The 18,678-nt window shown below is 64.0% G+C and carries 19 protein-coding genes and 1 pseudogene; 9 read left to right on the top strand and 11 right to left on the bottom strand.

What is annotated here, in order from left to right; genetic code table 11:
• Positions 1-54: 54 nt before the first annotated feature.
• The 3 genes from ACR9YP_RS28045 to ACR9YP_RS28035 form a co-directional block, all read right to left on the bottom strand.
• On the bottom strand, positions 55-1,815 hold the full coding sequence (locus ACR9YP_RS28045; RefSeq protein WP_474217632.1) for a peptidoglycan-binding domain-containing protein: 1,761 nt from the start codon (positions 1,813-1,815) through the stop codon (positions 55-57).
• A 267-nt stretch (positions 1,816-2,082) separates the two neighbouring features.
• The gene (locus ACR9YP_RS28040) at positions 2,083-2,490 is read right to left on the bottom strand and encodes a hypothetical protein (RefSeq protein WP_438108973.1); all 408 of its coding nucleotides are present in this window, start codon (positions 2,488-2,490) and stop codon (positions 2,083-2,085) included.
• Between the two features lie 392 nt (positions 2,491-2,882).
• Positions 2,883-4,373 (bottom strand): MFS transporter, encoded by a 1,491-nt coding sequence (locus ACR9YP_RS28035; RefSeq protein WP_438108971.1) that lies wholly within the window; start codon positions 4,371-4,373, stop codon positions 2,883-2,885.
• Between the two features lie 477 nt (positions 4,374-4,850).
• On the opposite strand from ACR9YP_RS28035, the gene guaB reads away from it, so the two are divergent.
• The 3 genes from guaB to ACR9YP_RS28020 all read left to right on the top strand — a co-directional run bounded on the left by guaB (position 4,851) and on the right by ACR9YP_RS28020 (position 8,082).
• Positions 4,851-6,344 carry an IMP dehydrogenase gene (gene guaB / locus ACR9YP_RS28030; protein ID WP_128934348.1) on the top strand — a complete coding sequence of 498 codons (1,494 nt, stop codon included), beginning with the start codon at positions 4,851-4,853 and terminating at the stop codon, positions 6,342-6,344.
• Between the two features lie 268 nt (positions 6,345-6,612).
• Positions 6,613-7,635, top strand: coding sequence for an NADP-dependent oxidoreductase (locus ACR9YP_RS28025; protein ID WP_438108970.1), 1,023 nt, complete (start codon positions 6,613-6,615; stop codon positions 7,633-7,635).
• 150 nt (positions 7,636-7,785) lie between these two features.
• A complete protein-coding gene (locus ACR9YP_RS28020; protein WP_438108969.1) occupies positions 7,786-8,082 on the top strand; it encodes a hypothetical protein in 297 nt (98 codons plus the stop codon).
• A 15-nt stretch (positions 8,083-8,097) separates the two neighbouring features.
• On the opposite strand, the gene ACR9YP_RS28015 is transcribed toward ACR9YP_RS28020, so the two are convergent.
• Positions 8,098-8,940 carry a metallophosphoesterase family protein gene (locus ACR9YP_RS28015; protein WP_438108967.1) on the bottom strand — a complete coding sequence of 281 codons (843 nt, stop codon included), beginning with the start codon at positions 8,938-8,940 and terminating at the stop codon, positions 8,098-8,100.
• Positions 8,941-9,009: 69 nt separating this feature from the next.
• The gene (locus ACR9YP_RS28010; RefSeq protein ID WP_438108965.1) at positions 9,010-9,645 is read right to left on the bottom strand and encodes an acriflavin resistance protein; all 636 of its coding nucleotides are present in this window, start codon (positions 9,643-9,645) and stop codon (positions 9,010-9,012) included.
• A 159-nt stretch (positions 9,646-9,804) separates the two neighbouring features.
• On the opposite strand from ACR9YP_RS28010, the gene ACR9YP_RS28005 reads away from it, so the two are divergent.
• Together ACR9YP_RS28005 and ACR9YP_RS28000 are read left to right on the top strand one after the other, a co-directional pair.
• Entirely contained in the window at positions 9,805-10,227 is a 423-nt protein-coding gene (locus ACR9YP_RS28005; RefSeq protein WP_438108963.1) for an MAPEG family protein, read from the top strand.
• A 35-nt stretch (positions 10,228-10,262) separates the two neighbouring features.
• Complete coding sequence (locus ACR9YP_RS28000; protein ID WP_438108962.1) at positions 10,263-11,561, top strand: RsmB/NOP family class I SAM-dependent RNA methyltransferase; 1,299 nt, start codon at positions 10,263-10,265, stop codon at positions 11,559-11,561.
• Between the two features lie 233 nt (positions 11,562-11,794).
• Here the strand turns inward: ACR9YP_RS28000 and ACR9YP_RS27995 are convergent, their stop codons facing one another.
• The 3 genes from ACR9YP_RS27995 to ACR9YP_RS27985 all read right to left on the bottom strand — a co-directional run bounded on the left by ACR9YP_RS27995 (position 11,795) and on the right by ACR9YP_RS27985 (position 13,191).
• Positions 11,795-12,004 carry a cold-shock protein gene (locus tag ACR9YP_RS27995; protein ID WP_008141931.1) on the bottom strand — a complete coding sequence of 70 codons (210 nt, stop codon included), beginning with the start codon at positions 12,002-12,004 and terminating at the stop codon, positions 11,795-11,797.
• A 262-nt stretch (positions 12,005-12,266) separates the two neighbouring features.
• Entirely contained in the window at positions 12,267-12,599 is a 333-nt protein-coding gene (locus ACR9YP_RS27990) for a DHCW motif cupin fold protein (protein WP_438108959.1), read from the bottom strand.
• A gap of 220 nt (positions 12,600-12,819) precedes the next feature.
• The gene (locus tag ACR9YP_RS27985) at positions 12,820-13,191 is read right to left on the bottom strand and encodes a nuclear transport factor 2 family protein (RefSeq protein WP_370986850.1); all 372 of its coding nucleotides are present in this window, start codon (positions 13,189-13,191) and stop codon (positions 12,820-12,822) included.
• Positions 13,192-13,339: 148 nt separating this feature from the next.
• On the opposite strand from ACR9YP_RS27985, the gene guaA reads away from it, so the two are divergent.
• Entirely contained in the window at positions 13,340-14,938 is a 1,599-nt protein-coding gene (gene guaA, locus ACR9YP_RS27980; RefSeq protein ID WP_438108957.1) for a glutamine-hydrolyzing GMP synthase, read from the top strand.
• Between the two features lie 206 nt (positions 14,939-15,144).
• Positions 15,145-15,417: pseudogene (locus ACR9YP_RS27975) on the top strand (HNH endonuclease); the annotation flags it as partial.
• On the opposite strand, the gene ACR9YP_RS27970 reads toward ACR9YP_RS27975, so the two are convergent.
• Complete coding sequence (locus ACR9YP_RS27970; protein ID WP_438108955.1) at positions 15,416-16,096, bottom strand: hypothetical protein; 681 nt, start codon at positions 16,094-16,096, stop codon at positions 15,416-15,418. The pseudogene ACR9YP_RS27975 and the gene ACR9YP_RS27970 sit on opposite strands and share 2 nt — an antisense overlap.
• A 305-nt stretch (positions 16,097-16,401) precedes the next feature.
• Between ACR9YP_RS27970 and ACR9YP_RS27965 the strand changes: the two genes are divergently transcribed.
• Positions 16,402-16,767: a VOC family protein gene (locus tag ACR9YP_RS27965; protein ID WP_438108953.1), complete on the top strand. Its 366-nt coding sequence runs from the start codon at positions 16,402-16,404 to the stop codon at positions 16,765-16,767.
• Between the two features lie 111 nt (positions 16,768-16,878).
• On the opposite strand, the gene ACR9YP_RS27960 is transcribed toward ACR9YP_RS27965, so the two are convergent.
• Complete coding sequence (locus ACR9YP_RS27960) at positions 16,879-17,259, bottom strand: MAPEG family protein (protein WP_474217630.1); 381 nt, start codon at positions 17,257-17,259, stop codon at positions 16,879-16,881.
• A 92-nt stretch (positions 17,260-17,351) separates the two neighbouring features.
• Positions 17,352-17,858, bottom strand: a complete 507-nt coding sequence (locus tag ACR9YP_RS27955) for a MarR family winged helix-turn-helix transcriptional regulator (protein WP_438108950.1) — start codon at positions 17,856-17,858, stop codon at positions 17,352-17,354.
• On the opposite strand from ACR9YP_RS27955, the gene ACR9YP_RS27950 reads away from it, so the two are divergent.
• Entirely contained in the window at positions 17,857-18,495 is a 639-nt protein-coding gene (locus ACR9YP_RS27950; protein WP_438108948.1) for a glutathione S-transferase family protein, read from the top strand. The genes ACR9YP_RS27955 and ACR9YP_RS27950 overlap by 2 nt on opposite strands.
• Positions 18,496-18,678 lie beyond the last annotated feature (183 nt).

Genomic DNA, 18,678 nt, shown 5'->3' with positions numbered 1-18,678 from the left:
CGCCGTGCAGGCCGTAAAAAAGAGCCCCGCCAGAGGCGGGGCTTTGGGGGCATCTTACCGGTTGGGTTGATTCTGAGCCGGCTGACCCGACGTCGAAGGCGGCGGGGCATTATTTTGGTTGGTTTGCCCAGACGGCGTGTTGCTGGGCTGGTTGGTAGACTGACTGTTGCTTTGGGCCGGCGCCTGTCCGGTGGTCTGACCAGCAGGCGGTTGTGTGCCTGCCTGGCCCGACGGCGCCGGTTGGTTCTGCTGGGCCTGTCCGGTTGTGGATGGTTGGTTCTGCCCAGCCTGTCCGGTGGTCTGGTTCTGCTGTGCCGGCGCATTGGTCTGGTTCTGCTGCGCCGGCGCGTTGGTCTGATCGGTGCTTTGCCCGGTCGTGTTCTGCTGCGTCGACTGGCCAGTCGCCCCCTGACCAGTGGTCGTCGATTGGCCCTGCGTGGCGCGGATCTGGTTGGAGACGCCTAGTGCAGCGACCGTCCGGGTATCGATCGAGCCGGTGGTCTGGAAACCTTCCCGTCTCTGGAAGGTGATCAGCGCTTCGCGCGTAGCGGGCCCGAGGATGCCGTCTGCTTGGCCAGACATCAGGCCGCGTTCAATCAGCACCCGTTGAACAATGCGGATATCGTCGGGGCTGAGATCCAGCGCGGCGATGTTGCCGCCGCCACCGCTCACGCTGCCGCGCCGGGCGAAGTGCGTCCTTGGGCCGGCGGGAATGGCGTCGACGATCCTGTGGCTTCGGTCGACGACGATGATCTCATCATCCACGACGAAGAAGCTGTCGTCCCGATAGGCCGGATAGATGTCGATCAGCACCGGGAATGTCGAGATGGCGACCACGGAGATGTTCCGCGGCACCACCACGCCAGTATTGATCCGGAAGTTGATGGAATTGAAGTTGACCCGCACGCGATCCACATTGCGTGAGCTCAACACCGATTGCTGCAGCGTTGTCTGCTGCTGTGCGCTCACTTGCACGCGGCCGGACAAGCTCTGGGTAGTCCCACCCTGGGCCTGCGCCTGGGTGTTGACCTGTCCTTGAGTGTTGGCGCCGGTCGTCGTGCCCTGCTGGGCACTCGGGGCTTGCGCGTTGTTGGTGTTCGCGCCAGTCGTTGGCGCGCTCTGGCCCTGGGCGTTGCCCTTGGCGCCAGTCGTCGTCGTGCTCTGACCCTGCACGTTCTTGCCTTGGGCATTGTCCTTGGTGTTCGCGCCAGTCGTCGTCGTGCTCTGACCCTGCGCCTTCTTGCCTTGGACATTGTCCTTGGTGTTAGCGCCTGTGGTCGCGCTCCTACCCTGTTCTGCGCCTTGCGACTGACGCGTAGCGTCGCGGTCGCTGCGGCTCTGACCGGTGGTTTGGTCCTTCATTCCGCTCTTGTCGCGCTCGGACCTGGACTGACGCGCTTGGTCGGGGCCGCCTCGGCTCTGACCAACGGTTTGGTCCTTGCCACGCTTCTCGCCTTCAGATTGGGACTGACGCGCGTTGTCGCGGGCGCCGCGGCCCTGATCGACGGCCTTACGTTCGCCCCTATCGGCCTTGCCACTAGCAGGCATTCCCTCGCTACGCTCAGAACGCGACGGCGCCGCAGCGGGGCCCTCGGCCCGACCACCTGCGCGGCCCTGGGTCATTCCTTCGCCGTGAGAGGCACCACCTGCACCATGCGACATTCCGCCGCCCGATCGGCCGGATTCCGCACCAGCGGCCGCGCCTCCGCTCATCCCGCCACCGGCGCCTTCACGCATGCCTTGAGCCGATGCCAGGCTGACGCCGGCGAGCAGCACAGCTGTGGTCAATAGGAACCTGTTCTTTCTCGTGTTCACCTGAACCTCCTCCATTTGCTTTGCAGCATCCGTTGATGGGGAACCTTCGAAGCTTGGGGCTCGAGACAAACGAGCCCTCATTCGAGTTTTCCGATGCCTGTGAACGATGCGCCGATGCCATCGTTCCTATCAGGCGGGAGAGTCGCGCGGTTCCGTTTCGGTGATACTGCGCGCGGGACTCTCTTGATCGAAGCGATAAAGACATCGACCAAAAATCCACTTTGCAGGCTCAGCGCCTCGCGCCAGCCCTTCTCTTGCCGCGTCGCTTCACCAGTAAGGGTGCCAGCGATGGTGATAGAAGTGCCGCCGCGGGAACGGTCCGCCGTAATAGGCGAAGGCCGGCCGCACGACACGGTGATAGCGGTAGCCGTAGTAGGCAGGGGCGTAACTGGTGCTGTAGTAAGTCCTGGTGTAGCCGCCCCACGGATAGTAACCGCCGTAATACGCCGGTGCGTAGTAGTCGTCATAATAGCCCGGATACCCGTAGTAGCCGTAGCCCGGACCGTAGGCGTAAGCGGACGAGGCGAGGCCGCCGATCAGGGCACCTGCGAGCAATCCGCCTGCCAGCGCCGGCCCAAAACCACCGTGCCAGCGAGCCTCCGCCGGCGTCGGTGCCGCCAGCGCGCTCACGCCGAGCGCGCCGACGGTTGCCAGGACAAGTGCGGTCTTTTTCATGCGCGTCCCTCCTTACGTTGGTGTTTCGACATCGTGCCAACATTGCCGAAGGGCAAAAGTTGCAAGCGCGCGCCGGCGAGGAACAAGAGTCACGAACATAAACGAGCGTTCATCTCGGTGAACGCGCGCGTGCTGATGGGGCGCCTCTGAGCGATCGCGTTGGCTGGAGAGATCCACATGCCCGCCGTTCCGCGGGCGTTCGTTCGACCTCGCGCCACAGGGGTACGCGCGGGAGCAAGAAGCCACTCGGCGACCTCGCTTCGGACTATCCTTTTCGCGTGGTCCACGAGGGTCAGGTCAAAGCTAATTTCGGAAAGATGTAAATGATCGGCTGCTGTGCAGGGGGCTGTTTTGGACTCTTGTCCGGGGGAGAGCCGGCATCCTGCTTTCCGTTACCCCAGCCGCTGATCCCGCACGTCCTGCGTGTCCTCCGTCGCCACCTTGACGGCAGCCTTGGCTGCGCCTTTGCCCGCACCCTTGCGGCTCGCGATCTCCACCGCCTTGCGGCCGGAGATCTCGTAGCCGGCATCAACGGGCATCTGCCAGAAGAACCAGCTCGATGCTGCCGAGGTCAGCGCCACCACGACGAAGGCCGGCGCGAATACGGTGGCGTTGAGCTCGCTGACATGGCTGAACCACATCGTCGTCTCGACGCACGCCGCGCCGACGGCGACGCCGGCTGAGACCGCGAGCTGCTGGTTGACGCTGACCAGCGTGGTGGCGCGGCTCATCTGCGCGGTCTCGACGTCGGCATAGGCGACCGTGTTGATCGCGGTGAACTCCAGCGAACGGAAGAAGCCACCCACCACCAGGATCACCATGATGATGAGCAGCGGTGTCGTCACCGTGAACAGGGCGCAGACGCCGAGGAAGAACGCGCTGACGACCGCGTTCACCGTCATCAGGTTGCGGAAGCCGAAGGTGCGGATGAGGCGCGCCGCCAGCGTCTTCATGCCCATGGCGCCGAGCGAGGAGGCAAAAGTGACCAGGCCCGAGTGGAATGGCGACAGGCCGAAGCCGATCTGCATCAACAGCGGCAGCAGGAACGGCAGCGCGCCGATGCCGAGACGGAACAGAAAGCCGCCGAAGATGGCCGCGCGCAGCGTCGGCAGCTTCAGAAGCGAAAAGTCCAGCACCGGCGATCCCGTCCGCCGCGCGTGCAGGACATACAGTGTCATCGAGATCGCGCCGCCCACGACCAGGGCCGCAACCGTGCTCCAGGGCAGCAGGTTGAGCCCGGCGACGGAGAGACCAAACGCGATGCCGGCAAGCCCGATGCCCGCCAGCACCATGCCGTAGAGATCGAACGGCTCCTGCGTCTCACTCTTGATGGGGTCGATGAAGCGCAGCGCCATGAAGATGCCGAGCAGCCCGATCGGGATGTTGATCAGGAAGATCCAGTGCCAGGAGGCGTACGTCGTAATGAAGCCGCCGAGCGGCGGCCCGATCACGGGGCCGATCAGGGCAGGGACCGTCACCCAGGCCATCGCATTGACCAGCGCGCTCTTGTCGACCGAGCGCAGCAGCACGAGACGCCCGACCGGGGTCATCATCGCCCCGCCCATGCCTTGCAGGATGCGCGCGAACACGAAGTCGGTGACCGAGGTCGAAAGCGCGCAGCCGACCGAGCCGACCATGAACACGCCGACCGCGATCGCGAACACCATGCGCGCGCCGAAGCGGTCGGCGGTCCAGCCGCTCGCCGGGATGAACACCGCCAGCGACAGCAGGTAGGAGGTGATCGCGAGCTTCAGCGTCAGGGGGCTGGTGCCGATGTCGGCCGCGATCGCCGGCAGCGAGGTCGCGATCACCGTCGAGTCCATGTTCTCCATGAAGAGCGCGGTGGCCACGATCAGCGGAATGACGCGTTGCTTGTCGACCATGACGGATTGGTAATGAAAATCGGAAGGAGGGGCGGACTTGCGGCTTATCACCGCCTCCTGCCGGGGACCATTGCGGATCAACGCATAGCACCTAAGTCCCGCGTAACAACGGTGTGACCCTCTCCCTCGTCATTCCGGGGTGCGCCGCTTGGCGCGGGCTATGGTGCGCAATTGCGCACCTGAGAATCCATTGGGCCGTAGGAATCGCTGGGGAATGGCTTCCGGGCTCGCGACTTCGTCGCGCCCCGGAATGACGATGGGTGGGGGCGCCGCGGGGCTGTCCCAGCCGAATTTGCCTAAAAAGCCTGTGCATGGCTGGCCGGCGGTCCGAATTGCTTTGATTCGTCACGCAGCCGTGCTATCGACCCGCGTCAACCCCACCGATGGGCTCCGATTCTCCGGCGTTGCCGCAAGGTACGCCGAGGGCGGCGCTCATCCATAAGCATTTGCGGCAGGGCCGCAGGAAGGAGTTGGCAGATGGCCACGGTGCAACTTCAAGGCATTCGCGAAGCCTTCACGTTCGACGACGTGCTGCTGAAGCCGGGCCTGTCCGAGGTCATGCCGGGCGAGGTCGACATCCGGTCCCGCGTCACCCGCGCCATTCCGCTCAACATCCCGATCATGGCCTCCGCCATGGACACTGTCACCGAGGCGCGCATGGCGATCGCCATGGCGCAGGCCGGCGGCCTCGGCGTCATCCACCGCAATTTCGATCCCGAAGGGCAGGCCGCCCAGGTGCGGCAGGTCAAGCGCTACGAATCGGGCATGGTGGTGAACCCGCTCACGATCAGCCCCGAGGCGACGCTCGATGACGCGCTGAAGCTGATGAGCGATCACGGCATCTCCGGCATTCCCGTCGTCACCGGCGCCGGCAAGTCCACGCCCGGCAAGCTGGTCGGCATTCTCACCAACCGTGACGTGCGGTTTGCGACGAACCGGCAGCAGAAAATCTCCGAGCTGATGACGCACGAAAATCTCGTCACGGTGCGCGAGAACGTCAGCCAGGACGAGGCGCGGCGGATGCTGCACCAGCATCGCATCGAGAAGCTGCTCGTGGTCGACGAGCAATATCGCTGCGTCGGCCTCATCACCGTGAAGGACATGGAGAAGGCGGTCGCCCATCCGCTCGCCTGCAAGGACGCGCAGGGCCGCCTGCGCGTCGCTGCCGCCACCACCGTCGGCGACACCGGCTTCGAGCGCACCGAGCGGCTGATCGATGCCGGCGTCGACCTCGTCGTCGTCGACACCGCGCACGGCCATTCCCGCCACGTGCTGCACGCCGTAAACCGCATCAAGCGTCTCTCCAATTCCGTGCAGGTCGTTGCCGGCAACGTTGCCACCACCGAAGGCGCGCAGGCACTGATCGACGCGGGTGCGGATTGCATCAAGGTCGGCATCGGCCCGGGCTCGATCTGCACCACCCGCATCGTCGCCGGCGTCGGCGTGCCGCAGCTCACCGCGATCATGGATGCGGTGGAAGCTGCGAAGAAGTCCGACATTCCCGTCATCGCCGACGGCGGCATCAAGTTCTCCGGCGATCTCGCCAAGGCGCTCGCAGCCGGCGCCGACATCGCCATGGTCGGCTCGCTGCTGGCCGGCACCGACGAGACGCCGGGCGAAGTGTTCCTGTGGCAGGGCCGCTCCTACAAGGCCTATCGCGGCATGGGCTCGGTCGGCGCGATGGCGCGCGGATCGGCCGACCGCTACTTCCAGCAGGACATCAAGGACGCGCTCAAGCTCGTGCCTGAGGGCATCGAGGGCCAGGTGCCGTACAAGGGCCCGGTCGGCAACGTTATGCACCAGCTCGCCGGCGGCTTGCGCGCCGCGATGGGCTATGTCGGTGCGCGTGACATGAAGGATCTGCACCAGAAGGCCCAGTTCGTCCGCATCACCGGAGCAGGCCTGCGCGAAAGTCACGTCCACGACGTCACCATCACGCGCGAGAGCCCGAACTATCCGGGCGGGGGTTAGTCGCTCGCTCGTACCAAAATGACGGCGTCATGCCCCGCGAAGGCGGGGCATCCAGTACGCCGCGGCCCTTCCACTCAGTCACAACCGTCTCGGAGTACTGGATCGCCCGCCCCAGTGCGCAACTGCGCACAGGGCGGGCGATGACAGCGTGTTTGTGGTTCGCACCTGCCGCAAGCTCGTCATTGCAAGCGAAGCAATCCAGAGCTTTTGTGTTGACGCAACTGGATTGCTTCGCTTCGCTCGCAATGACAGAAAAGTGGAGGAAGCCATGTCCCAAGGCAAACGCATCGTTCTCGCCGCGCGTCCCGTCGGCGAGCCCAAGCCGTCCGATTTTCGCCTGGAGGAATTCGCTGTTCCGACGCCTGCGGCAGGCGAGGTCCTGCTGCGCACGATCTGGCTGTCGCTCGATCCCTATATGCGCGGGCGCATGAGTGAGGGGCCGTCCTATGCCGCACCGGTGCCGATCGGCGGCGTGATGGAAGGCGAGGCGGTCAGCGAGGTCGCGGCCTCCAACAATCCTGATTTCGCGGTAGGCGACATCGTGCGCATCCGCTCCGGCTGGCAGACCCACGCCATCTCGAACGGCAAGGGATTGATCAAGGTCGATCCCAAGCTCGGTCCGATCTCGACTTCGATCGGCGTGCTCGGCATGCCCGGCATGACGGCGTACACGGGCCTGCTCGACATCGGCAAACCGCAAGCGGGCGAGACCGTCGTCGTCGCCGGCGCCTCCGGTGCAGTCGGCTCCGCCGTCGGCCAGATCGCCAAGATCAAGGGCGCCCGCGCGGTCGGCATCGCCGGCGGCAAGGACAAGTGCGACTACGTCGTCAAGGAACTCGGCTTCGATGCCTGCATCGATCACCGCAACCCCGATCTCGCGGCCAAGCTGAAGGACGCCTGCCCGAAGGGCATCGACGTCTATTTCGAGAATGTCGGCGGCGCGGTGTTCGAGGCGGTGTTCCCGCTGCTCAATCCATTCGCCCGCGTGCCGGTCTGCGGCCTGATCGCGCATTACAACGACACCGAGGCCAAGCCGCCGAAATGGGCCGCCAGCATGATGCGTGCGACCCTGACCAAGCGGCTGACCTTCCGCGGCTTCATCGTCTCCGACTTCGCCGCCCGCCACGGCGACTTCCTGCGCGACATGTCGGCCTGGGTCCGCGACGGAAAGGTGAAATACAAGGAGTTTGTCACCGAGGGTCTGGAGAGCGCGCCCGGCGCCTTCATGGGGCTGCTGAAGGGGGCCAATTTCGGCAAGCAGCTGGTGCGGGTGGGGCCGGATAAGGCCTGAACCGCCGCTTCGAGCCACCGAGGGGGCGGAAATGGTTAAGAAAGAGTCACCGATCGGCCACACCTGTTCGTAAAACCCGCAGGTGTGACCGCCGGTTCATTGACCCCAAGGCGAAGGCATTGAATCATCGCGCATATTTTAGGTGTTGCGATGTTAGAGATCAGTGTTTTCTGCGTCATCGTGCTGGCGGCCAGCTATTGGGTGGCGATGTTCGTCATGGGCCGGCGCGACGACGTCATCCATGGCAAGTTCGTGCATGTTGACGAGGAGAGCGATGTCGTTCGTCCCGCGATGCCGCCGCCACCGCCGCCATTCCCGAAGCGTCCGGTCAAGGCTGCGCAGCCAACCATGGTCCAGCCCGCGATCGCCGAGACCAAGCCGGTAAACAGTGCGGCGCTGCAATCCCTGCTGGCCGCGATCCAGCAGGACCTCAAGAGCGTCGCCTGAACCGCCAAGTTCGCGCTAGTGCTCGCCGCCCATCTGGGCGAGGATCTCCTCGATATCGACATCGATCTGGCCCGCGGCCCTGACGTGGTGAACCTCGAGGCTGTCAGGCTGGAAACGGTACTCGACGAGCCCGACTTCCTTGATCGCAATCCGGTCCTGGCGCGCGTCGTTGATGACGAAGCCGGTGGACGGCGCCCAGACATGGCGGGTGTGGCGATAGGTGAAGTCGCGCCGCTGATGCACATGGCCGCTGGCGATGAGGCGCAGATCGACATGCGCAAACATCTCGATCAATCGCGCCCGGGCCGGCTGCGGCACGTAGCGGATCGCGGTCTCCGCCATCTCGGCATCGTCGGGCAGGTTGAGAAACACCGGCTTGTGCAGGAACAGCGCGACCGGCTTCCCGGCGGTGCGCGCGAGCTCCCGTGCCAGCCAGTCGAACTGCTCGGTCTCGAAGGCGAGCCCTGAATTCATGACAAGGGAATTGAGGCCGATGAAGCGCCAGCCCGCGGCCTCGAATGACCAGTGATCTTCGCCGATGATGTCGCAAAATTGCCGGCGGTGTGCCTCGCTGACCGGCGGCTTCGGCGCCGGTCCGATCATGGTCGGATTGTCGCCGATGTCGTGATTGCCGGGCAGGTAGCGGCAGGCGACGGGCAGGGCGTCGTGCAGGCTTTTCGCGAATACGACATCGTCGCGGCCGGTCGGGCCGTCGAACGAGACATCGCCGGTATTGACGATGAGATCGGGCCGGTTGGCGTCGATGTGCTCGCTGACGCGCTGGAAGTTGGCGATCAGGCCGGGAAAGCGCCGGCCGAGATGGGTGTCGGAAATCTGCGTGAGGCGAAATTCGGACATGCGACCATCATACCCGTTGTCGCGCGTCGGAACGATGACGGCACGGGCATGCATCGCAACGAACAAAGTTTAAAGCACACGATAGCGGATCGTGTAGCTGTCCTGCGGGGCGACGGGGCCGGCCAGCGGCGAGGCGATGCGGTCGGCGAGGTGCCAGGGGCCGAACTGCTCGGAGCGATGCGGCTCGGCGTGCAGGCGGAGGCGGAATTCGAACGTGCCCTTTCCTGGCAGGCTCACCACCAGCACGCGGTCGGCGGTACGGTGGTTGAGCGCCACCGCGCCACGCAGCAGCGCGCGCCCGTCGGAGAGGTCGCGCACGCCGTCGACCAGCGCCAGCGTCTGGTTGCGGTCGGTGTGCAGCTCGATCTGGCTGTCGGTGACCGCCGCCAGCATCTCCCTGGGCATGCGGATCTCGAACTCGACCGCCGGCTTGGACGGGTTGAGGCCGAGATAGGCGAGGGCGGCGTGACGCATGTCGTAGGCGGCAAAGGCGAGCAGGGCGATGGCGGCGAGCGTGGCGAGGCCGTGCCTGACGACATCGCGCCTGCTTCGGTAGCCGAGGCGGAAGTACACCGTCATTGCCAGCGCCACCGCGAGCGCCGTGGCGATGCCTGCCAGCGCCGACATCAGGATGCCGAGCTGGCCGTCAGCGGATTCGGCCGACGAGCCGATCAGGCTGGCGATCTGGCTTGAGAGGGTGTTCATGGCGGGCTCTCGCCTTGCGCCCCGAAAAAGGGGCGAAATTGCTTTAACAATCAGCGGTTGGTCGCAAGAGCGGGAACACCGGTTCAACTCGCTGATTGTCAGCGTCAGAAGTCGCGGCTAATGACGGTCCGCGGCGTTCCGCCTTACGGGAAAGTTCCGATGTCCGTCCAAATGGTCCTGCTGCCTGTCTTCGTGCAGGTCGGTCTCACCTTCGCACTCCTGATCGGCATGGTCTTCGCGCGCCGCCGCTCGTTGGTCTCCGGCGAGACCAAGATCCGCGACATTGCACTCGGCGAGCCGAACTGGCCCAAGGACGCCACTCAGATCGCCAATTGCTACCGCAACCAGTTCGAGCTGCCGGTGCTGTTCTACGCCCTGATAGCGCTGGCGCTGCCGTTGCGCCATGCCGATCTCTTCATCGTGCTGATGTCCTGGCTGTTCGTGGTGGCGCGCTTTGCCCATGCCGCCGTGTTCGTCTCCTCCAACGATCTCGGCCGCCGCTCCACGATCTGGCTCGCCGGCGTGCTGGTGCTGCTGGTGATGTGGATCTACTTCGCGCTGAGAATGCTGTTGGTGATCTGACGTTTAGCTGTCGGACCTAATCTGAAAGATTTGAAATGACCCCCGCTGCCCGGCTGTCCGCAGCCATCGAACTGATCGACACCATCGAGAGGGACCGCGTGCCCGCGGCCAAGGCGCTGAAGGAGTGGGGCACCGCGCACCGCTTCGCCGGCTCGGGCGACCGCGCCGCCATCGCCGGCCTCGTCTGGGACGTGCTGCGCCGCTACGCCTCGAGCGCCTGGCTCATGGATGCAGACACCGTGCGTGCCAGGCTGATTGGCATGCTCCGCCTCGAACGCGACATGGACACGGCCACCATGGCCGCTTTGTTCGATGGCAGCCGCTTCGCGCCGGCGCCGCTGACCGAAGCCGAGCAGGCGGCACTCAGCCAGCGCTCCCTGAAGGACGCCCCGGCGGCCGTTGCCGGCGACTACCCGGAATGGCTCGATCCGCATCTGGCAAAAGTGTTCGGCGAGGACCGCGCAGCGGAAGCCGCCGCGATGGCGAGCCGGGCGCCGCTCGACCTGCGCGTCAACACGCTAAAATCCAATCGCGACAAGGTGCTGCGCAATCTTGCTCATCTTCATGCGAAACCGACGCCTTGGTCCGCAACGGGCTTGCGCATCGAGCTTTCGGCCGATGCGCGCAACCCCGGCATCCAGGCCGAGGAGGATTTCATCAAGGGCGCCATTGAAGTGCAGGATGAGGGATCGCAGCTTGCAGCCCAATTCACCGCGACAAAACCCGGCGAGCAGGTGATCGACCTCTGCGCCGGCGCCGGCGGCAAGACGCTGGCGCTCGCCGCCCTGATGCAGGGCAAGGGCCGGCTGATCGCCACCGACCGCGACAAGCGCCAGCTCGCCCCGATCCACGAGCGGCTGTCGCGCGCCGGCGTCCACAATGCCGATGTCCGCACGCCCAAGGGCGAGGCCGATCCGCTCGCCGACATCCGCGCCTCGGCTGATCTGGTCGTGATCGACGCGCCCTGCACGGGAACCGGTACCTGGCGCCGCAACCCCGACGCCAAATGGCGCATGCGGCCGGGCGCGCTGGAGATCCGCCTGCGGGACCAGGCCGAAGTGCTGGAGCGCGCGGTTCCGCTGGTGAAGCCGGGCGGCCGCATCGCCTACATCACCTGTTCGGTGCTGTCGGAGGAGAACGGCGAGCAGGTGAGGGCGTTCGTCGCCCGCCATCCCGAGTTTGCGGTGGTGCCGCCGGGGCAGACCGCGAGCGTGCTCTGGGACAAGGCGGAGGCTTTTGGCGAGGCCGCGCTGCAGTCAGATGAAGGCTGGCTGATGACACCGCGGCGGACCGGAACGGACGGTTTCTTCGTGTCGGTGCTGCGGAAGGCGTAGCTCTCGTAGGGTGGGCAAAGGCGCGCCCTTCGCGCGCCGTGCCCACCATTTTCCCGCAATTGTCGCTGCCAACGGTGGGCACGCTTCGCTTTGTCCACCCTACCGCACCGCGGCTGACGCGGCACAGTTCCACCCCAAAACGAAAGCCCCGCGAACCGAATCCGGTCGCGGGGCCTGTATTCGTAGCGCTTCTGCCGGTACGTCCGTGGTCAGAAGCGCTGGTGCGCTGGCGTTTAGCCGACGCGGAGATTGTCAGCCGAGGACTTGCCGCTGCGACGATCGGCGACGATGTCGAACGAGACCTTCTGGCCCTCGTTGAGGGAGGAGAGGCCAGCGCGCTCGACGGCGCTGATGTGCACGAACACGTCCTTCTGGCCGTCATCCGGCTGGATGAAACCATAACCCTTTTGGGTGTTGAACCACTTCACGGTGCCCATAGCCATGGGAATTTCCTTTAGTTAGAGAGGATACGCACGCAGACCGGTACGCAGCATTGCGCCCATAGTCCTGATGAGTTGATGTTTGGAGAATTCATCTGAAGCGTGCGCGCCCGTCAGCAACGAAGCGAAGCGGCCCAGTCGTTCGGCCAAGTATCGATGATCACAATATAGCGAGGATTTGGGGCTTCTTCAAGGCACCACCCGCGCTTCGGGATACCGCGCGGGTTTGCTATTTTGCGGTGCAAGTTCACCGCACTCGCGCGTCTCAGTCGACGATGAAGAGTGTCGCGCCCACCGCCGTCGAGGACCGATGCGCGGCGTCGCCGAAATCCGAGACCTGGTAGCTCATCCCGGCCGTCAGCTTGAATTTGCGCCCGTCGTGCAGCTCGGTGTCGAGCTCGCCCTTCAGCACGTAGAGCACGTGACCGCGATCGCACCAATGATCGGCGAGATAGCCCGGCGAATACTCCACCATCCGCACCCGGAGATCGCCGATGTTGAGCGTGCGCCACTGCGCCTGGCCGGTCTCGCCGGGATGCGTCGTCGGCTCAACCTGGCTCCAGTCGGTGACGGTGAAGGGGGAAGCGGGGAGTTTCATGGGGAGGTCCTGTCTCTGAGCCGGCCGGGCTTCTGTTAGCGCACGCTGTCGCCCCAGTCTCCGTCATTGCGAGCCTGGGCCACGAACGTTCCTCGTCCGCGGTGTCATTGCCCGCGAAGGCGGGCAATCCAGTATTCCACCAGCGGTCGTGATTAAACCGATGAGCCGCGGCGTACTGGATTCCCCGCTTTCGCGGGGAATGACGGCGGTGGGTGGGGCGTCACTGCACCAAATGGTTCGCCGACCCCTGCACGATCAGCCCCGCCGCATTCACCCGCAGATATTCGCAGATCTTCTTCCCACGCTCGTTCGCGTAGAACACCACGACACTATCGGGGCTGACGAACACATCGATCAGCGAGAAATGCAGCTCCGGCAGCAGCCCGAGCGCCTTGCCCCAATAGGCGCGAAGCGCGTCCTTGCCGCGCACGGTTCCGCTGGCGTCGAACCCCATCACCGGGATGCGGTCCGAGGTCATCACCGCGTCCTCGTCATAGAGCCTGAGCACGCGTTCGAGGTCGCGTGCGTTCCAGGCTTCGACCCAGGTCCGGCCGAGCGCGGCAAGCGATGATGGCTGGTGATGCTGTGACATGGCATTCTCCCTGATCGGCCCTTGTTTGAGCGGAGGGCACAATAGGTCAATATTACTTACCTATATCCATTTGTCCATGCCCAAAGAAGAATGTGGGGCGCGCGGCCGCGCGGTTGCGGGCCGGCGCGCGGTCGCGTATCTGCTGGCCATGACAGCAGCACAAAACGACCGCTCCGCGTCGACGCCCTCGGTGGCCTCGGCGCACGACAAGATTCTCATCGTCGACTTCGGCAGCCAGGTGACGCAGCTCATCGCGCGTCGCGTGCGCGAGGACGGCGTCTATTGCGAGATCGTCCCGTTCAACAAGGCAGAAGCTGCCTTCGACGAGATGAAGCCGAAGGCGGTGATCCTCTCCGGCGGGCCGGAATCGGTGCATGAGGCCGGCTCGCCCCGCGCCCCGCAATCGATCTTCGATTCCGGCGTGCCCGTGATGGGCATCTGCTACGGCCAGATGACCATGGCGGCGCAGCTCGGCGGCGAGGTCGAGGGCGGCCATCACCGCGAATTCGGCCGCGCCGATGTCGAGGTCAAGGCCAAGAGCCAGCTGTTCGAGGGCGTCTGGTCATCAGGCGGCAAGCACCAGGTTTGGATGAGCCATGGCGACCGCATCACCAAGATGCCGCCGGGCTTCTCCGTCGCCGGCACCTCGCCGAACGCGCCCTTCGCGGTCATCCAGGACGAGACGCGCAAATATTACGGCCTGATGTTCCACCCCGAAGTGGTGCACACGCCCGACGGCGCCAAGCTGATCCGCAATTTCGTGCGCAAGATCGCCGGCCTCACCGGCGACTGGACCATGCGCGCCTTCCGCGAGGAGGAGATCCAAAAAATCCGCCAGCAGGTCGGCAGTCGCAAGGTGATCTGCGGCCTTTCCGGCGGCGTCGATTCCGCCGTCGCGGCCGTGCTGATTCACGAGGCGATCGGCGACCAGCTCACCTGCGTCTTCGTCGATCATGGCCTGCTGCGCCTCGACGAAGCCAAGACCGTAGTCGACCTGTTCCGCCACCACTACAACATCCCGCTCGTGCACGTGGATGCCTCCAAGCAATTCCTGGGCGAGCTCGAAGGCGTCACCGATCCGGAAGTGAAGCGCAAGACCATCGGCCGCCTCTTCATCGAGGTGTTCGAAGCTGAAGCGAAGAAGATCGGCGGCGCCGACTTCCTGGCGCAAGGCACGCTCTATCCCGACGTGATCGAGAGCGTCTCCTTCACCGGCGGCCCCTCGGTGACGATCAAGTCGCACCACAATGTCGGCGGGCTGCCCGAGCGCATGAACATGAAGCTCGTCGAGCCCCTGCGCGAGCTGTTCAAGGACGAGGTGCGCAAGCTCGGCCGCGAGCTCGGCCTTCCCGAAATCTTCGTCGGCCGCCACCCGTTCCCGGGCCCGGGCCTCGCCATCCGTTGCCCCGGCGAGATCACCCGCGACAAGCTCGACATCCTGCGCAAGGCCGACGCCGTCTACATCGACCAGATCCGGAAAGCAGGCCTCTACGATGAGATCTGGCAGGCCTTTGCCGTGCTGCTCCCCGTCAAGACCGTCGGCGTCATGGGCGACGGCCGCACCTATGACTACGTCGTGGGCCTCCGCGCCGTGACCTCCACCGACGGCATGACCGCGGACTTCTATCAGTTCGACATGAAGTTTTTGGGCGAGACCGCCACGCGCATCATCAACGAGGTGAAGGGCGTGAACAGGGTGGTGTACGACGTCACCAGCAAGCCGCCTGGGACGATTGAGTGGGAGTAGGGGCGGTATCCTGTCCAACGTACTGGCGGTCTCGACGTTCAAGATGATGGACCGATTGAAGCGCCAGACCATCTTGAGCGAAGCCCTCTCTATGGTGTGAGAGCACTTGCGGTGGTTACAGCGCGTAGGATGGGTAGGGCGCGGCGAAGCCCATCGCGATTGCGGACAAGTTGATGGATGTCTCTTCCGACGGGCTGAACTGAATCATGGGATTTGGTGTCTTCATCCATCGATCGGACTCGATCTACGATGACAGCCCGGCTGAGCGATACCAGTTTCCTAGTCAGTATTTGCGTCGCGTCGAAGCCTGAATCGGCGATTGGATCATCTATTACGAACCGAGCAAGGTCGCCGAGACGCGCGGCTACTTTGCGATTGCTCGCGTTCGGCGGGTTATTCCAGACCCCGGTACTTCGGGGATGTATCTCGCTCTGATCGAGCCCGGAAGTTATCTCGATTTCGCCAATCCGGTCGCCTTCATCGTGCAGAGTCCGAGGATAGTCCCTGCTGAGGCGGCACGATGCGCAGGCCCCAAAGAATGAGGGCGAAAGAGATGATCCCTGTGGGTGCGGACGAGTAAGCCACGATCATGATCAACGTCTCCTCCAAAGGAGTCCCGCGCGCGGCGGCCGCGAGTGGCATGCTGGCGTTGCCGGCTCCCCAGAGGGCCGCCATTAGGAACGCAGCCACAATGGCGAGACCTGAGTAGAGGAGGAACCAGAACGCAATCCGCGATGTCGCCGCCCCGAGAACGAGCCTTGGCCACACCAGCCCCAACGTCAGCAGAATGAGGCCCAACAGGGCGCTCAGCGTATGGACCGACCTTCCGAGGAGCGGTGCGGCGAAAAACGGGATCGCAAAGCCCTCGAAGGAGGTGAAAAGGAAGAGAGCAACACCAGCCTGAATCAGGCGGTGACCCTGACGATTAAGTGTGCTCATCGTAACGGCTCCCACACATCTCGTGCACGCCTGCACTATTACTTCGGATCGAAGGCGCAGCTCGCGGATGCCGTCTTCGCGCAAGCCGCGGCGCAGCTTTTTCCGCCGGTTGTAAAAGTTCTCGCGTCCGACGCCAGCATTGAAGAAAAGGTCCGCCCGGTGGTGAAAATCGAGCTCGTCACCCTTTCGCAGACGCCTCATCTTCCATGCATACATCATCGGGGAAATCAGTCAGACGCCGGAGCGGGCGGCTCAGTTCCTCGATGCCGCTCAGCGGCTCAACGGTGACGGCACACTCAGCCGTATGCGAACGGCGCTTCAAGCGCAGATTGATGCGCGCGTCGCCGCCGGGTAGGCCGGCGACAGCAGCCGATAGAAATCGAGCGACGCGGTTCCGCAGGCCGTAAAAGGCCAGGTCGTGTTCTCATCAGTCGGCTGGCCGACTATTGGCCGCGATTGCCAATGTCAAGGCAACCACATTCGCATTAGCCAGTTCACTTTCTATGGTGAAAGGAGAACGGACCATGGCATCCATCCGGTACATTGTGACAGACATTGACAGTTCGGTCGCATTTTATCGCGATAAACTCGAGTTCAAGGTTGACATGCACAACCCTGGCAAGTTCGCCGCGCTCATTCGCGATGATCTCACCCTTTACCTTAGCGCTCCGGGGGCTGGCAGTGGGGGAACTGCCGGCGGTAAACCGGAGCCCGGCGGATGGAACCGATTCATGATCGTCACGAAAGACATAGATGTCCTCGTCGGTCGGTTGAACGATGCTGGCGCCAAATTCAGAGGAGGAGTCAGCGAGGCGGGAGCTGGTCGTGCAAGACTTCTGGAAGATCCGTCGGGCAATCTGGTTGAATTGTTTGAGTTCAAAAAGAAATGAGTGGCGTGCAGATCGTCGACAACGACGTTCATGTTCATGCAGTTCGCAATGCCGACCGAATGCAGCCAAGTGAGCTGCCCGGCTGGCAATGGATAGGCCGGTTGGCTCGCTTTAGTGAGGCACGAAGGGGGCCGCCAGAACGGCGAGCATGCCAAAGGCGGCGATGTTCCAGAACAGCGAGCGGATGAGCGGTATCCCGGAGATATAAAGCGCGGTGTAAGCGATGCGCCCGCCGACATAGGCGATCGCCCCCCAATGGGTTAGCTCGTTGTGAGCACCTGCTGCGTGAGCGGTGAGGATCGCAGCGGCAAAGAATGGAAACGTCTCCATATAATTGCGGAAATTCCGGTTGATGCGGCCGGGGATGGGCTTGAGAGGCGGCATTTCGGCGTCGCGCGGGCTCGCAGCCCATCTAAGGCCGTACTGCGCGTTTGTGGCTTGCGCCGCGGCGACAAGCTGGATGAAGCCCCAAACGACTGCGGCTGTCAGCATCGATAACTCGAAGCTCATCTGTGTCCCTCTTGAAAGGCGCGCTTTCCTTCGACCATGCTTCCCAAGCCCGGTGCAATCAGAACGGCATCCGTCTATCTGGGCGCGAGCCCATCTGCGCACCTGGCGAGCATATCGCCGAACAGCGCGACATTCTCCGCTCCGACGCTGTCGTAGATCAGGCGCTCGACCTCGTCCACGCGCAGGCGGGCCTCTTGGAATAGTTTCCGCCCCTTCTCAGTAAGCGTGCTTCGTAGAATACGGCCGTGCCGGGGGTCCGGGCTGCGCGTAAGCAGCCTTGCGCGCTCGAGGCCGGCCAGGATGCCTTGCATGCTCTGGGGCGTGACGAAGGCCAGTCGCGCGAGTGCCGCATTGGAAATGCCGGCATCGGCATGAACCGCAGCGAGGACCGCGAATTGCGGGGCAGTTAGCTTCAGAGGCCGGAGCCTGTCGTCCACACGCGTGCGAAAACTGTGCTGCGCCCGCTTCAGAAGGAAGGCCAGCCCGGGCTGCTTGCCATTGCGGCTTGACATATAAGGACCCTGATATTTAATATCATGAGCCTTATATCCCCCTGCTGACTGTTTTGGAAGATTGATCATGCTGATCGTGCATCACCTCGGCAACTCCCAGTCCGAACGTGTCGTTTGGCTGCTGGAGGAACTGGCGCTGCCGTATCGGCTCGTGCGTTACGAGCGCGACCCCGCCACCAGGCTCGCGCCGAGCGCGTACAAGGCCCTCCACGCGTTCGGCACCGCGCCGGTGCTGGATGACGGCGACCTGCGACTGACCGAATCCGGCGCGATCGTCGAATATGTGATCCACACTCACGGAGCAGGGCGGTTCTCGCTCCGTCCGGGCGCGCCAAACTACGCGGACTTTTTGTTCTGGTGGCACTTTGCCAACGGCTCGATGATGCCGGCTGCGATGACGAATGGGCTCGTGGCGAGGCTTGGCGGCGGAGACGATCCCCTCGCTCGGTCGCTGAGCGCGAGGCTCGACCTTGCGTACGACATGGTCGAGGCTCGCCTGAAGAACGTTCCATATTTTGCCGGTGAGGAGCTGACGGGCGCGGACATCCTCATGCTGTTTCCACTCACCACGATGCGCCGCTTCAGTCCCCGTGACATCTCCGGCTATCCCGCCATCCAGGCCTATCTGCAGCGTGTCGGTGCCCGACCCGCGTATCAGCGGGCGATGGCCAAGGCAGAGCCGAACCTGGCGCCGATGTTGAGCTGAGCGATGCGGCTCTTGTTGATGTAAGATTTGACTTACATAAGCGTGGGAAGCCATCGGGAGCCGAAACTGGATGCGCTGGCAACGGAGATCGTGCGCGGCAAAACGGGATCTCTTCAGCAAGTTGCCGTCATCCTGATCACCGCGCAGCACCTCGGCACAAACATAGGATCTCCGCCACCCGGT

It is taken from the genome of Bradyrhizobium sp. BR14999, assembly GCF_056106085.1.
The sequence above is the reverse complement of the archived record's forward strand: the minus strand, read 5'-3'. Positions and strand labels throughout refer to the sequence as shown.

Bases quoted from the DNA above. Each gene is read 5' to 3' on its own strand.
- ACR9YP_RS28040 (WP_438108973.1), bottom strand. From the start codon at position 2,490: ATGAAAAAGACCGCACTTGTCCTGGCAACCGTCGGCGCGCTCGGCGTG.
- ACR9YP_RS28035 (WP_438108971.1), bottom strand. From the start codon at position 4,373: ATGGTCGACAAGCAACGCGTCATTCCGCTGATCGTGGCCACCGCGCTC.
- guaB (WP_128934348.1), top strand. From the start codon at position 4,851: ATGGCCACGGTGCAACTTCAAGGCATTCGCGAAGCCTTCACGTTCGAC.
- ACR9YP_RS28025 (WP_438108970.1), top strand. From the start codon at position 6,613: ATGTCCCAAGGCAAACGCATCGTTCTCGCCGCGCGTCCCGTCGGCGAG.
- ACR9YP_RS28020 (WP_438108969.1), top strand. From the start codon at position 7,786: ATGTTAGAGATCAGTGTTTTCTGCGTCATCGTGCTGGCGGCCAGCTAT.
- ACR9YP_RS28015 (WP_438108967.1), bottom strand. From the start codon at position 8,940: ATGTCCGAATTTCGCCTCACGCAGATTTCCGACACCCATCTCGGCCGG.
- ACR9YP_RS28010 (WP_438108965.1), bottom strand. From the start codon at position 9,645: ATGAACACCCTCTCAAGCCAGATCGCCAGCCTGATCGGCTCGTCGGCC.
- ACR9YP_RS28005 (WP_438108963.1), top strand. From the start codon at position 9,805: ATGTCCGTCCAAATGGTCCTGCTGCCTGTCTTCGTGCAGGTCGGTCTC.
- ACR9YP_RS28000 (WP_438108962.1), top strand. From the start codon at position 10,263: ATGACCCCCGCTGCCCGGCTGTCCGCAGCCATCGAACTGATCGACACC.
- ACR9YP_RS27995 (WP_008141931.1), bottom strand. From the start codon at position 12,004: ATGGCTATGGGCACCGTGAAGTGGTTCAACACCCAAAAGGGTTATGGT.
- ACR9YP_RS27990 (WP_438108959.1), bottom strand. From the start codon at position 12,599: ATGAAACTCCCCGCTTCCCCCTTCACCGTCACCGACTGGAGCCAGGTT.
- ACR9YP_RS27985 (WP_370986850.1), bottom strand. From the start codon at position 13,191: ATGTCACAGCATCACCAGCCATCATCGCTTGCCGCGCTCGGCCGGACC.
- guaA (WP_438108957.1), top strand. From the start codon at position 13,340: ATGACAGCAGCACAAAACGACCGCTCCGCGTCGACGCCCTCGGTGGCC.
- ACR9YP_RS27970 (WP_438108955.1), bottom strand. From the start codon at position 16,096: ATGATGTATGCATGGAAGATGAGGCGTCTGCGAAAGGGTGACGAGCTC.
- ACR9YP_RS27965 (WP_438108953.1), top strand. From the start codon at position 16,402: ATGGCATCCATCCGGTACATTGTGACAGACATTGACAGTTCGGTCGCA.
- ACR9YP_RS27960 (WP_474217630.1), bottom strand. From the start codon at position 17,259: ATGCTGACAGCCGCAGTCGTTTGGGGCTTCATCCAGCTTGTCGCCGCG.
- ACR9YP_RS27950 (WP_438108948.1), top strand. From the start codon at position 17,857: ATGCTGATCGTGCATCACCTCGGCAACTCCCAGTCCGAACGTGTCGTT.
- ACR9YP_RS27955 (WP_438108950.1), bottom strand. From the start codon at position 17,858: ATGATCAATCTTCCAAAACAGTCAGCAGGGGGATATAAGGCTCATGAT.